We start from the raw sequence: 13,079 nt of genomic DNA on the forward strand, positions 1-13,079 counted from the left end.
ACCCAACAATCAGGATCACAATCATGGCCAATGCGCAGCTCCAATCCGTGCTCGACCACATCGACAAGGATTTCGATAACAGCCTGGAGCGCCTGTTCTCGTTGTTGCGGATCAAGTCGATCTCGGCCGATCCGGCCTTCGCGGATGATTGCAAGGCTGCGGCCGAGCATCTCGCCAACGACATCGCCAGCCTTGGTGTTGCCGCCGAGGTGAGGCCGACCGCGGGCCATCCCGCCGTCGTCGGCAAGACCGGCGCGGGCGGGCGGCCGCACGTGCTGTTCTACGGCCATTACGACGTGCAGCCGGTCGATCCGCTCGATCTCTGGCACCGTCCGCCGTTCGAGCCCGTCGTCACCGATCATGCCGACGGCCGCAAGATCATCGTCGCGCGCGGCGCCGAGGACGACAAGGGCCAGGTGATGACCTTCGTCGAAGCTTGCCGCGCCTGGAAGAAGGTGACGGGCTCGCTGCCGATCGACATCACCTTCCTGATCGAAGGCGAGGAGGAGGTCGGCTCGAAGAACTTCGTGCCCTTCATCGAGGCCAACAAGGGCGAGTTCAAGGCCGACTACGTGCTGGTCTGCGACACCGGCATGTGGGATCCCAGCACGCCGGCGATCACGACCTCGCTGCGCGGCCTGCTCTATGAGGAGCTGAAGATCACTGCCGCCAATCGCGACCTGCATTCCGGCGTGTTCGGCGGCACCGCGATGAACCCGATCCGCCTGCTCACGAAAATTCTCGGCGGCCTGTTCGACGACGACAACCGCATCACCATCCCCGGCTTCTATGACGGCGTGAAGGATACGCCGCCCGACATCCTGGAGCAGTGGAAGAAGCTCGATTTCACGCCCGAGACCTTCCTCAAGCCGGTCGGGCTGTCGCTCCCTGCTGGCGAGAAGGGCAGGCTTCTGGTCGAGCAGGCCTCGACGCGTCCGACCTGCGACGTCAATGGCATCTGGGGCGGCTATATCGGGGAGGGCTCCAAGACCGTGATCCCGTCACATGCTTCGGCCAAGGTGTCGTTCCGCCTCGTGCAGGGTCAGGATCCCGCGAGAATCCGCAAGGCCTTCCGCGATTACGTATCGGCGCGCATTCCCGGCGACTGCAAGGTCGAGTTCGGGGACCATTCCGCCGCGCCCGCGGTTGCGCTCGACTGGACCATGAAGCCGCTCGCCGCCGCCAGCAAGGCGCTGGCCGACGAGTGGGGCAAGGAGACGGTGCTGATGGGGTCGGGCGCCTCGATCCCGATCGTCTCCGACTTCAAGCGCACGCTCGGCCTCGACTCGCTGCTGGTCGGCTTCGGCCTCGACGACGACAACATCCACTCACCGAACGAGAAATACGACCTGCGGAGCTTCCAGAAAGGCATCCGCTCCTGGGCCCGCATCCTCGCGGCGCTGGCGGAGGTGAAGTGACCGCGTAGCGGTCATTCCGGGGCGCCTTGAAGAGGCGAACCCGGAATCTGGAGGTTGTTGCGCGAGATTCCGGGTTCGCGCTTCGCGCGCCCCGGAATGATGGGCAGTGATGAACAAATAAAAACGCCGCCCGGAATTGGGCGGCGTTTCATTCCAAGACGTGCAGAGGTCGTTCGAGAGCTACCTTGCACGAAATCGCGAAAATCTCAAGACCGGTAGCCCGGAAGCTCGCGGTCGAGCTTGCGCAGCAAGGGCGGCCACACGAGGGTGGTCGCGCGCAGCTCGGCGCGGTCGCGGTTGGCGAGCAGCTCGGTGTTCTTCTCGATCGCGATATCGTCGACCGGATAGACCGGCGTGCCCAGCGCGCGCGTGCGCACCTGCATCGAGCAGGCGCGCTCGAGATGATACATGCGCTCGAAGGCGGAGGCGACCGAGCGGCCGACGGTGAGCGTGCCGTGGTTGCGCAGGAGCATGTGGTTGTGGTCGCCGAGGTCCTTCTGCAGCCGCGGCCGCTCGTCATGGTCGAGCGCAATGCCTTCATAGTCGTGATAGGCAAGGTCGTGGGTGACGAGCTGGGCGGTCTGGTTCAGCGGCAACAGGCCTTCCGCGCTGCTTGATACCGCGGTGCCGTCGAGCGTGTGGAGATGCAGCACGCAGATCGCGTCCTCGCGCACCTCGTGGATCGCCGAATGGATGGTGAAGCCGGCTGGGTTGATGCTGTACTCGCTCTCGGACAGCTGGTTGCCGTGCAGGTCGACCTTGACGAGGCTGGAGGCCGTGATTTCCTCGAACATCAGCCCGTAGGGATTGATGAGGAAGTGATGGTCGGGACCGGGCACGCGCGCGGAGATGTGGGTGTCGACCAGATCGTCCCAGCCGTACAGCGCGACCAGGCGATAGCAGGCGGCGAGATTGACCCGTTGCTGCCACTCCGCCTCCGTCATGTTGGAGGGCACTTCCCTCAGGCGGGCTTCTGCTGGCGACATGGCAATTCTCTCCGAACCTCGTTGTTGCGGAGCAGGAGCCTAGTCCTGCAAATGGCTGGCAGCAAGGCGCGTCAAGCGCGGCAGTTCAGCGTAGCCCGCATGAGCGCAGCGATATGCGGGGCAGCTCCAAAGAGGTCCCGGATGTCGCTTCGCTCATCCGGGCTACGGGTCGGCAGGAAATTATTACGGCGCCGGGATCGAGAGCAGGCTGGAAATGCTGCGGCCGCGGATGTCGTAGACGCGGGCGAACACCACGTCGTCGCGCTTGATCTCGACCATGACGGGCGCGGTGAGGCCTTTGCAGTAGAATTCGCCGAGCGTCATGGCGAAATCGGCGGCGTTGGAATCCCAGCCGATGGTGAAGTCGGGGCCGAGTGCGACCTGAGCCGGACGCTGCGGCCCGCACACGGCGACCTTCCATTTGCGGTTTGCAGGCGGCACCTCCTGGCGCTCGACCAGCTGCTCGCGCAGCTCGTCGGAAGCCTGCTTCAGCGCGAGGCCCCAATAGTCCAGCATGAAGCGGTCGTCGGCGCCGCGCACGGTGCCCGCGATGTGATTGAAGTGCGTGTACTGATAGGGGTGCAGCCGGATCATCTCGGCGAGCGACAGCGCAAGGCCAAAGCAGAAGGTGGCGAGCACGACCGGCTGCCAGGTCCGGTGATTGGCGCGCAGGCGCTCCATGGCCCAGGCGAAAGCGACGCCGCCGAGCACCGCCATCGGCGGGATCACGAAGACGAAATGGCGGATGCCGTTGTACAGGGCCGGACGCTTCACCATCGCGATCGCGAGCGGCAGGGTCGCAGCCAGCGTCAGCATCAAGAGGATGGTCTTGCGGCGCGCCGGAACCTCGCGCCGCGGCAGCATGGCGAACGTGCTGAACACGGCGCCGGCCATCAGCACCAGCATCACCTCGGGCAGCTGGAGTGCGAACAGCGTCGGCAGATAGGACCAGGGCATGTCGGGCACCGACACGATCGCGCCGTCGAACATCTCCTTCCACGGCTTCTCGAAGAAATGCGAGAAGTAGGTCAGCGCTTCGAAGGGATTGCCGGGCTCCATGATCGACCACGGCCAGATCAGGCCCATCACGAGGTAGCCGAGCACGAGGCCGGGCAGCAGCACATAGACGACATGGGCGAAGCGGCGGACCGACTCGCGCAAACCTTCGGTGCGCAATTCCTCCAGGAACAGCGGCATGAAACCGAGCATGGCGTAGACCAATGCGAGCCCGCCGAGAACGCGGCAGCCCAGCGAAAGGCCGGCACCCAGGCCGACGATGAGGACCGTGCGCGGCGACGGCTGCGGATATTCCTCGGCGAGCCGGACGAGGCCGAGCATCAGGATGATCATGGCGACCGCGAAGGGCGCATCCTTCGGGTTCATGAACATGTGGCCGTAGAAGATCGGGCAGAGCGCGAGCAGGAGCAGCGCCGCGAGGCCTGCGAGCGGTCCGCCGACGCGGCGGCCGAGCCGCCAGGTCACGGCGAGCCCGATCACGCCGACGATGGCGCCGACCAGACGGCGCGTCTCGAACAGCTCGAGCGGAATGACCTTGTGGAGCAGAGCCGCGACCATGTCGAAGCCGCCGCCATACATGTAGAGATTGGCGAAGGAGAGCGCCGCGGTGTCCTTGAATCCGGAACCGAACATGCGCAGCAGCAGGTCGGCGTACTCGGCGTGGGTGTAGTCGTCCCAGCCGAGCCCGTAGTCGCGGAACGTCAAGCCTGCAATGACGGCGACCGCGGCCAGCACCAGCATGGCGAGATCGTCGCAAGTCCGTTCGACCGAGCGCCGTAAGGGCGTGTCGATCGCCGAAGTCGTGATGGATGTCATGGCTATCGGTGCCCCGGAATCCCCTCTTGGCCCTGCTGGTGCGCGCGGGCCTGCTCCCCGGACTCCGTATAGCGCAGTTCCCTTACCAAGTAATTGGGCATTATGGCTAAATTCCTGATGCGACGCAGCAATTCCGGTTACTTGAGAGCAGCCTAGCAGTAGCGAGCCGGAGCTGAAGGGAATGTGAATAAGTCCCTGATTTCCTTCCCTTTAGGAACACTGCCTAGAATTGGCCGTTGGCGTGGAACATCGTATGACGGTATCGTGGCGTAGCGGTTGTCGCGTGTGGATGCGCGGCCGGGGGTGGTTCGATGAATTTGGCATTCGTGATCGTGGGGATTTGCGCCGTCCTGGCGGGTCTCCTTGCGATCATTTTCGGCCTGACGATCAGGGAATTCAGCCTCGGTGGGACTCTCATAATCTCCGGCACCATCGGCGTCTGCTCCGGAATGTTACTGGTCGGCCTGCATCTGGTGCTGCTTGAGCTCAAGGGCATCGCTCGCCGGCTGGCCGGTGTGGTCGCGCCGTCCGAGGTTCGGGTCAGGCCCGTGCTGCCGGGCCTCGCCGTGCCTGGTGCGCTCGCGCCCGAGCCGGTGCCGCCGCCACCACCGATCGCTAGTCCGCCGCCGTGGCAGGGCGAAGCCATCGCGCGCGAGCGTCCGCGCGCCGAGGGAGCACAGGAGCCGGAAGCTCCGACGCCGCCCGCCGCTCCGGAAGCGCCGCGCCGGCGCAACCTGCTGTTCGCCTCGACCTCGCGCAAGGAGCGCGAGCGCGCGGAGGGGAGGACCACCGAAGGTGCGCCGCCGCAGCCGTCCGCGGGGCCCAGTGAGGCCCCCGAGCTTCCGCCCGCGAGCTTTGACGTGGCCTGGCCGAAGCCGGACCGTACGCGCCCGCCGGAGCCGCCGGCCACGCCGCGCCGTCCGCCGCCGCGCTCCTCATCGACCTTTACGGAGGCCGCCCCACCGCCTGCACCCGAACCGGCGCCACAGGTCGAGCCTGCACCCGTGACCGTGCTCAAATCCGGCGTCGTCGACGGCATGGCCTATTCGCTCTATTCCGACGGCTCGATCGAGGCGCAGATGCCGGAAGGCATGATGCGCTTTGCCTCGATCGACGAGCTTCGCGCCCATCTCGACCAGCGCGGTTGAGGCCGCCGCGTATAAGTAAAGCGGCGCCCTTCACCAGTAATCAGTGCGCCGTCGTTAGTCGTCGTATTTCCGCCGAATGTATTCTTGACACGGTATACTTTGGCGTCGTCAATCCCGTGACGCGCAAGCTGGAGAAGGTACGGGCGCATGTCGGATGCGGGGGCGAAGAATTTCATCGAGCTGACGGCGAGCATCGTGTCGGCCTATCTCAGCAACAATCCGACGCCGGCGACCGAGATTCCGAACCTGATCAGCCAGGTGCATGGCGCCTTGGTGCGGGTCTCGTCAGGCCGCACCGAGACCGCACCGCTGGAGCCGGCCAAGCCTGCCGTCTCGCTGAAGAAGTCGATCGCGCCCGATTATCTGGTCTGTCTGGAAGACGGCAAGCGCTTCAAGTCGCTGAAGCGCCATCTGCGCACGCAGTACAACATGACGCCGGAGCAATACCGGGAGAAGTGGGGCTTGCCGGCCGACTATCCCATGGTCGCCCCGAACTATGCGGTGGCGCGCTCGCAGCTCGCCAAGCAGATGGGCTTGGGGCAGCAGCAGCGGAAGCGGAAGTAAGTCCGGGGCTACTGCGTCACGTCGCCTCCGCGAGCGCTTCTTTCGCGTCGGTCTTGATGCGCTCGACCATCGAGCGCAGGCCGTTGGAGCGCTGCGGCGTCAGATGATCGCGAAAGCCGAACTCGTTGAACACCGCGATCGCGTCGGTAGCGAGGATCTCCTGCGGCGTGCGGCCCGAATAGAGCGCAAACACGATCGCGACCAGCCCGCGCACGATATGGGCGTCGCTATCGCCGCGATATTTCAGGGTCAGTTCGCCATTGCTGCGGTCGACCAGCTTCTGGAGCCAGACCTGGCTGACGCAGCCCTGCACCTTGTTGGTGGCGGAGTGTTCCGCCTCCGGCATCGGTTCCAGGGTACGGCCGAGCTCGATGACATACCGGTAGCGGTCATCCCACTCGTCCAGAAGCTCGAAATTGTCCCTGATTTCGTCGATCTTCGTCATATCGGCCCACAGTTCCCGCTTCCTGCCAATATAGGGACGCGAAGCCGTGAAATCGATAGGGTTTGGGCGCTAATTCGCTGGCCCTGGTCCGCGCCATTCCAGCGCGAGGTCGTCCTGGGTCAGGGTGTCGCGCGGCGCCTCGCTCGCGGCAGCATCGCCTTCGCCGGCCATCGCAATCGAGCCGGTATGGTCGGGCGCCTTCTTGTTGTCGTTCTTGCTGCCGTCGTTCTTGTCGTTGGTGATCTGCTCTTTCTTGTCGTTGATGATCTGGTACAGCTTCTTCGCGCCGTCCTGGGCGCGCTGGCCGATGATGGTCGCGGCCTGGCCGCCGACCTCGCAGGCCGCCGGCTGGCGCTTGCAGAACTGGGTCATGTCGGAGACGGCCGCGGTCGCAGCCTGCACCGCGTCGGCGGCGCCGATCTGCGGCAGCTTCTCCGATTCGGGCGTCTTGTCCCGCGGCAGGAGCACCAGCACCAGCCCGAGCCAGAATGTGATGCGAAGCAGAAAGCGCATCTTATCGACCTGTCCGTTAGAATCCGCCCGCGGCGATCTCCGCGGATGTCGGACCTAGCAATCCTCGATAAATCGCAAGTGATTGCCTTGAGCTTAATTCGCGGAAAATTGACACAAGATTCTTTGGAAGCGACGTTCCAGTAAATTTTCGATTGACGCCCGCGCCCGTGATTTTGCTGGCCGTCCCGCATCCACCAATTCGAAACCATGCGGAGCAAGTGAAACCCTGTGTTCACCATCCGCGGCGAAGACGTCGTCAAATCGTCTAAAAAGCTCCGCGATAACGCGGTGTCCGGCCGCACGCGGCGCCGCCTTAGCACTCGTTTAAGGTCGCTCTGACACGGTGGCTCAACGACAAGGAGGCGTTCCGGCGCGTCTTCTCAGACGATTGAGCCGAAGCGCGAGACCCGTGACAGTTTTGAGTATCATCCGCGATTGTCTCGATGCGCTGCTGCATCCCTCCGCGCGCTACGATGCGCTGATGCGAGCGCGCCATCGTGCCTTCATGGCGCCGCGGCTGCTGGGCAGCCTGGCAGCTTTTGCCGCATTCCCGGTCTATCTCGCCATGCGTGGCGCGCCGAGCGCGATCGAGGTCGCGGCCTTTGCCTGGCTGATCGCGCCGATCATGTTGTCCTGGTTCCTGTCGCGCACCGGCCGCTACGAGGGCGCGCACGTGCTGTCGTCGCTGGCGCTCGCCGGCCTGATCATGGCGGTCGCGGTCACGACGGGCGGCATCGAATCATTCGCCGCGGTCTGGCTGGTCGTGGTTCCCCTCGAAGCGGCGCTGTCGGCCTCGCGCCGCGTCGCGGCCTTCGCCTCGCTGCTCGCACTGTCCTGCGCCGGGATACTGATACTGATCAGTCAGCTCGGTTGGCTGCCGGTGGAGGAGCCGAGCGCGGCCGAGCGCGGCGTGCTGATGGCCTTCGGCGTGGCGTCCGCGACCCTCTATGCCGCGGGCCTCGCCTTCGGCGCGGAGTCGCTCGCGCGCACCGGCGTCGCGCTCTTGTCGCGCGAGGAGGAACGTTACCGCCTGCTGGCGCGCAACATGAGCGATGTGATCTCGCGGCACCAGCGCAACGGCGCGGTGCAGTTCATCTCGCCGGCGGCGGAGGCCATGCTCGGCATGCAAGTGGCGCAACTGCTCGGCCACGGCCTGTTCGACCGCGTCCACGTCGCCGATCGGCCGGCCTATCTCACGGCGCTGTCGGACGCGGCGCGCGGCGAGGTGCGCAGCGTCGAGTTCCGGCTGCGGCGGGAGCCTGTCGGTTCCGAGCGCGGTCAGGTCGATTTCATCTGGGTCGAGATGCGCTGCCGTCCGCTCGACCAGGATCTGGGTCGCCGGGATCCTGATCGTGATTCCATGCGCGAGGCCGAAGTCGTCGCAGTGATGCGCGACGTTACCGACCGCAAGCTTTCCGAGCAGGCGCTGGATCAGGCGCGCAGCGCCGCGGAAGCCGCCGATGCCGCCAAGACGCGCTTCCTCGCCACCATGAGCCACGAGCTGCGCACGCCGCTCAACGCCATCATCGGCTTTTCCGAGATGATCGCGCAGGAGCAGACCCTGATGCTGGGTTCGGCCCAGCGCAAGGAATACGCCCAGCTCATCAACGATTCCGGCCAGCATCTGCTCTCGGTCGTCAACGGCATCCTGGACATGTCGAAGATGGAGTCGGGCAATTTCGAGATTGCCTCCGAGCCGTTCGCGCCGCGCGCCTCGCTGCTCCATTGCTGCAATCTGCTAGCGCTGAAGGCGCGGGAGAACGGCATCGACCTCGTCACCGACGCGCCACAGGACCTGCCCGTCATGACCGGCGATCCCCGGGCCTTCAAGCAGATCGTGCTCAATCTCGTCGCCAATGCCATCAAGTTCACCGAGCGCGGCGGCCAGGTCTGCGTATCAGCGGGGGTGTCGGGTTCGCAGCTCACGCTGCGCATCAGCGATACCGGCGTCGGCATCGCGCCCGACGACCTCAAGCGCATCGGCGCGCCGTTCTTCCAGGCCGGCAAGACCTATCAGCGCCGTCACGAAGGCACTGGCCTTGGACTTTCGATCGTCAAGAGTCTCGTGGCGTTGCATCTCGGTGAATTGACGGTACAAAGCAGGCTGGGAGAGGGCACCGCCGTCACCGTCAAGCTGCCGCTCGTCTACACGCCGCCGCAAGTCAAGCCGGCCAATGACAAGGCGAGTGAGCGCAAGATCGCGACGCTGACGCCGGCGTTGCGCCAGGACCTTCAAGACCAAGCTCACGACCAGTCTCAGGATCAACCCGCTCTGGTGAAGAAAAGTGCCTAAAAAGTCTGCCAAGGACCAAGCGGCTCCGCGCCGCCGTGGCGTCAAGGCTGCGGTCATCGATGTCGAGACCGAGCGCAACATCGTGATGCGCGTGCTGCTGCACAGCCCCAAGGATACGCTGGCCGGCCTCGTTGCCGTCGCCGCGATCGCTGCGATCGTTGCCAATGCGCTGTTCCTCCAGACCGGCCGGCACCCCGCGCCGATGTTCGGCACGGTGATCAATCTTCCCGCGCCGTCCTCAGTGCCGCTGTCGAACCCGATGCCGCGTCCGCGCCCCGTCGGCGCCGATACCTCGCCGCTCGAGCCGCGAGCGACGGAGTTCCGCGTCGAGCCCAAACCTGCCGAGCGTGCCGCCGAGAAGGCCCCTGAAAAGCCCGTCGAGGCGACGGCCTCGACGCGCTCGAACGATCCGATGACCAATCTGGTCAAGGCGACGACCTCGACGCCGCCCTCGGCCCTGCGTCCGCCGGCGCCGATTCCGGCGCAGAGCCCGGCCGCGCGACGTATCGCCGGCGTGCAGCGCGCGCTGTCCGAATATGGCTACGGCAATTTGAAGATCACGGGCGCCATGAGCGGCGAGACCCAGTCCGCGATCCAGAAATTCGAGCGCGAGCACAAGATGCAGGTCACCGGGCAGGTCTCCGATCGGCTGCTGCGCGAGCTTGCCGCTGCGATCGGCCATCCCGTCGAATAGCCGTACGTCTAGCCGTCATTGACGCAAATCAATTCCCGGCCTCAGGTTCTGGCAGAGCAGGCCAGATCCGCAAGAAGTGCGATTTGCGTGGGATCAATGACCGCCGGCGGCTTCGGAGAACATGATCGCTCATCCTCATCAAGGAAGAGAGGTCGTCATGTTCAAGGTCTCGATTCTCGTCTGGATCATGCTCGGCACGACGCTGGCGGGCGTCAGCCTGATCGTCGTGCTGATGGTGCCGAGCTTCGCCGCCGACGCCATCAGGAACATCCCTTATGCCGTGGCCGTGGGATTTGCGCTCGCGATGCCGCTGTCATACTTCGTCGCGACCCAGATTCGCGGTGGTCAGGACGGCGCGCGCAAGGCGTGAGACGCACGAGCCGAGGCTGGCGTGAGACCTCGTGCTGGCCTATCGTCGGATTCATGCGTTTGAAATCCAACATTTGGGTGGCGGCTTACTTGCGCCGCTGCCAGACCGAGGGCGTGTTCGGCGCCGTGCGGCGTCGCGGTGCCGAGGAGGCGGGCGCGGTGTTCGTCAAGGTGTCGCTGCTCGACGGCAATGCGATGCTGTATGCGCCGGCGCCGCAGACCGTCTATGAGGACGGCCGGCCCATCGATCGCTTCTTCGTGCCGGTCGCGCCGCAGCCTCTGCCGGAGCACACGATCGAGGAGCGGCTGACCAAGGAGATCCGCTTCGATCCCGACGCCTGGATCGTCGAGACCGAGGATCGCGCGGGGCGGCATTTTCTGGAATTGGCGAAGACGTAACTGCTGCACAGGCGTGTCCCGGACAAGCGGCAACGCGTCAGCGTTGCCGCGCAGAGCCGGGGACCCATATGTGTGAATCGATGCGGTAAGATGGGCCCCGGCTCTGCAGCGCACCGCTCGCTGGACGATGCTTCGCATCGCCAGGGAGGCGCTGCGCTGCGTCCGGGGCACGAGAGCAGTCAGCGCTCCGACGATCCGCCCGTACCCTTCCGCACCGCGGGCGCGGAGCCCGGCTGCACGCCCGGCCGCGTCTGGCCTGCGCCGGCCCGCGCGCGCTGGCGTTCGCCATCGTGCAGCGACGGTTGATACTTTGCCCGCGTCACCGCGAGCGTCGAGCCGCGCCAGGCTGCCAGCATCACCAGCGCCGAGCGGTCGACGAGGCGGTCATAGAGCCGCGACAGCCGGTACACGGCGTTCACGGAGGTGCCGATCTCCGGCTTGAAGAACAGCAGGATGCGCTGGAACACCGGGCTCGGCATGTCGAGCGCGCGCGCGGCGACCGCGAGCGCCTCGCCGCCGGCATCGTCGACGATCTGGGCCGCGACGCGCGAGGGCAGGATCAGGCTGTCGCCGAGCTCGAAGGCGAAGTTCTCGGTGTCGCCCGCGATCGCCGCCATCTCCAGGATCTGGATCGCGCGTTTGGCGCGCGCGGTCGGAATGCGAGGGGCGGCCTTCAGCGGCGTCTGCGCCAGATTGTGCAGGATCAGCGCGCGCTCGGAGGCGCCGGCGCGGAAGAACATGTCGTGGATCTCGGCCGCTTCCTTCGGCTGCATCGCCATGTTGGCGGCCATGCGCTGCTCGGCCTCGGTCGGCTCGCGCGCCGGAGAGGGCGCGCGCGGCGGCGTGGGGATCTCCCGGGCCAATGGAATCCTGCGGCCTTCCTGGGTCGCGACCAGCCCGAGCTTCTGCAGGATCGGGACGGGCGTATGCGGATAGACCGCGAGCCGCGCCTTGACGGCCGCGCGCGTCGCGTCGTCGACCTGGTCGATCAGTCGCGTGGCGAGCTCGACGAACTGCCGCTGCTCGTCGTCGCTGTGGGTGCTCGTCTGGACATAAAGGTCGGTCAGCACGCGCAGCAGCGTCGGGCGGACATCGACACCTTCGCGACGGGACAGGGTCATCAGCCCGTCGAATCCGGGAAACAGCGACTTGGTCATGGAGGCGTACGCAACTCGGGAAAGATACTTGTGAGCGAGCCTAGCGCAGGTTCTTTTAAAGCCTCGTTAAGGAAAACGAGGCGTGAAGCCGGCCCCACAATTTAAGGCGTTGTCGTGCCGCAACGGGACGGCGCGGCCCCGTCCGTGTGGTTACGGTCCAAGGGGGCGTCCAAGGGGCGCGTTTACACCCCGTTAACCATGAGCTGATCTTAATGAATGCATGTTGCAGGGGCGCGTTCGGTCGCGCGGCAATTGAAGAGAGCTGACATGGGGACCATCATCGAATTTCCGGCCGGTCGCCGGGTGGGCTCGTCGGGGGATGTCGCTCCGCGCGCGGACATGGGGACGGTCCTGATCCTTCCCGTGATCCGCATCGAGCGTGAGGCGGACGAAACCAGCGGCGATCGCGGGCCGGAGCAGGGCACAGCGCCGGGGCGCCGTCGTCGACGTCGCTGACATCCGGCTTCATGCGATGCCGGACTCCATCCGCCAGATTCGGCCTGTCCTGTCGGCCGTCTTGCTTGCGCTGCTTGGCGCGGCGCTCTGCGCCTGCAGCGGCGGCGATTTCGGCCGCACCCGCGAGAGCATGCGCAGCGACGACATGCATCGCTGGCTGGGCGCGGAGGTCACCTCCAGCGTCGGCTTGACGCCCTCGCAATTCCAGCTCACCGACGAAGAGCGCCAACTGCGCGATCTCGCCTATCCCATGATCGAGCCGCCGCTGTCGCGCCCCGCCTGGAAGAGCGTGTTCGGCGACTACAAGCCGCTGCCCTCGCCCTGGCGGCAGAAGATCGTGTTCGACCGCACCATGTACGGACGCACTTTGATCGACGAGCCGCACCGCTCGCATTCCTCGCGCTATGCGCAGCTGATCGAGGACGTCCGCAACGACATCACCCGCTTCGAGCCGTTCTTCGCCTCGGCGATCCGCGTCATCGATCTCGACAGGAAACGCAATGCCAGCATGGCGCGCGTCTCCGCGCTCTCGCCGAGGGAGAGGGGCGACGCGGTCGCGCGCATGCAGGAGAACTCGCTGATCATCCAGTGGGTGCAGCAGTGCCTGGAGCAGCGCATCTCGTCCTATCGCTGGGCGCTGGAACGCCTGGTGATCCAGGCCCCCGACGGCATGGCCGCCGACGCCGACCGCCTGATCGGCGAGCTCGCCGCCCAGACCGCCAATCCGCCGGTCGCGGCACAGCCGCCTTACGGCCGCGCGGTCATCTCGAAGGGCTGACCGGTCGGTTTTTGCCTGCGCGTGTG

General features: G+C 65.7%; 14 protein-coding genes. 9 read left to right on the forward strand and 5 right to left on the reverse strand.

Going from position 1 to position 13,079, the window contains the following annotated elements; translation table 11 throughout:
• Positions 1–23: 23 nt before the first annotated feature.
• Complete coding sequence (locus tag CVM73_RS01445; RefSeq protein WP_100230231.1) at positions 24–1,418, forward strand: M20/M25/M40 family metallo-hydrolase; 1,395 nt, start codon at positions 24–26, stop codon at positions 1,416–1,418.
• Between the two features lie 206 nt (positions 1,419–1,624).
• On the opposite strand, the gene CVM73_RS01450 is transcribed toward CVM73_RS01445, so the two are convergent.
• Positions 1,625–2,404 (reverse strand): class II aldolase/adducin family protein, encoded by a 780-nt coding sequence (locus tag CVM73_RS01450; protein ID WP_100230232.1) that lies wholly within the window; start codon positions 2,402–2,404, stop codon positions 1,625–1,627.
• 183 nt (positions 2,405–2,587) lie between these two features.
• Entirely contained in the window at positions 2,588–4,237 is a 1,650-nt protein-coding gene (locus CVM73_RS01455; protein ID WP_100230233.1) for a glycosyltransferase family 39 protein, read from the reverse strand.
• A gap of 311 nt (positions 4,238–4,548) precedes the next feature.
• Between CVM73_RS01455 and CVM73_RS01460 the strand changes: the two genes are divergently transcribed.
• Together CVM73_RS01460 and CVM73_RS01465 are read left to right on the forward strand one after the other, a co-directional pair.
• Positions 4,549–5,385, forward strand: coding sequence for a hypothetical protein (locus tag CVM73_RS01460; protein WP_100230234.1), 837 nt, complete (start codon positions 4,549–4,551; stop codon positions 5,383–5,385).
• A 147-nt stretch (positions 5,386–5,532) separates the two neighbouring features.
• Entirely contained in the window at positions 5,533–5,949 is a 417-nt protein-coding gene (locus tag CVM73_RS01465; protein WP_007608200.1) for a Ros/MucR family transcriptional regulator, read from the forward strand.
• 16 nt (positions 5,950–5,965) lie between these two features.
• Here the strand turns inward: CVM73_RS01465 and CVM73_RS01470 are convergent, their stop codons facing one another.
• Positions 5,966–6,394, reverse strand: coding sequence for a SufE family protein (locus tag CVM73_RS01470; protein WP_100230235.1), 429 nt, complete (start codon positions 6,392–6,394; stop codon positions 5,966–5,968).
• A 69-nt stretch (positions 6,395–6,463) separates the two neighbouring features.
• Positions 6,464–6,907 (reverse strand): DUF5330 domain-containing protein, encoded by a 444-nt coding sequence (locus tag CVM73_RS01475; RefSeq protein ID WP_100230236.1) that lies wholly within the window; start codon positions 6,905–6,907, stop codon positions 6,464–6,466.
• Between the two features lie 409 nt (positions 6,908–7,316).
• Between CVM73_RS01475 and CVM73_RS01480 the strand changes: the two genes are divergently transcribed.
• From CVM73_RS01480 to CVM73_RS01495, 4 genes are all read left to right on the forward strand, one after another.
• The gene (locus CVM73_RS01480; protein ID WP_167406547.1) at positions 7,317–9,200 is read left to right on the forward strand and encodes a PAS domain-containing sensor histidine kinase; all 1,884 of its coding nucleotides are present in this window, start codon (positions 7,317–7,319) and stop codon (positions 9,198–9,200) included.
• Complete coding sequence (locus tag CVM73_RS01485; RefSeq protein WP_100230238.1) at positions 9,193–9,894, forward strand: peptidoglycan-binding domain-containing protein; 702 nt, start codon at positions 9,193–9,195, stop codon at positions 9,892–9,894. Before CVM73_RS01480 ends, CVM73_RS01485 begins: the two co-directional genes overlap by 8 nt.
• 157 nt (positions 9,895–10,051) lie before the next feature.
• A complete protein-coding gene (locus CVM73_RS01490) occupies positions 10,052–10,264 on the forward strand; it encodes a hypothetical protein (RefSeq protein WP_167406548.1) in 213 nt (70 codons plus the stop codon).
• A gap of 53 nt (positions 10,265–10,317) precedes the next feature.
• On the forward strand, positions 10,318–10,662 hold the full coding sequence (locus CVM73_RS01495; protein WP_100230240.1) for a DUF1491 family protein: 345 nt from the start codon (positions 10,318–10,320) through the stop codon (positions 10,660–10,662).
• A gap of 179 nt (positions 10,663–10,841) precedes the next feature.
• Here CVM73_RS01495 and CVM73_RS01500 read toward each other — a convergent pair whose 3' ends face one another.
• Positions 10,842–11,819 (reverse strand): DUF2336 domain-containing protein, encoded by a 978-nt coding sequence (locus tag CVM73_RS01500; RefSeq protein ID WP_100230241.1) that lies wholly within the window; start codon positions 11,817–11,819, stop codon positions 10,842–10,844.
• A 267-nt stretch (positions 11,820–12,086) separates the two neighbouring features.
• Between CVM73_RS01500 and CVM73_RS01505 the strand changes: the two genes are divergently transcribed.
• Both CVM73_RS01505 and CVM73_RS01510 read left to right on the forward strand, forming a co-directional pair.
• A complete protein-coding gene (locus CVM73_RS01505) occupies positions 12,087–12,275 on the forward strand; it encodes a hypothetical protein (RefSeq protein ID WP_036005903.1) in 189 nt (62 codons plus the stop codon).
• Between the two features lie 16 nt (positions 12,276–12,291).
• Positions 12,292–13,053, forward strand: a complete 762-nt coding sequence (locus CVM73_RS01510) for a hypothetical protein (RefSeq protein ID WP_100230242.1) — start codon at positions 12,292–12,294, stop codon at positions 13,051–13,053.
• Positions 13,054–13,079: the final 26 nt, after the last annotated feature.

Source organism: Bradyrhizobium forestalis (genome assembly GCF_002795245.1).
GTDB classification, from domain to species: Bacteria; Pseudomonadota; Alphaproteobacteria; order Rhizobiales; family Xanthobacteraceae; genus Bradyrhizobium; species Bradyrhizobium forestalis.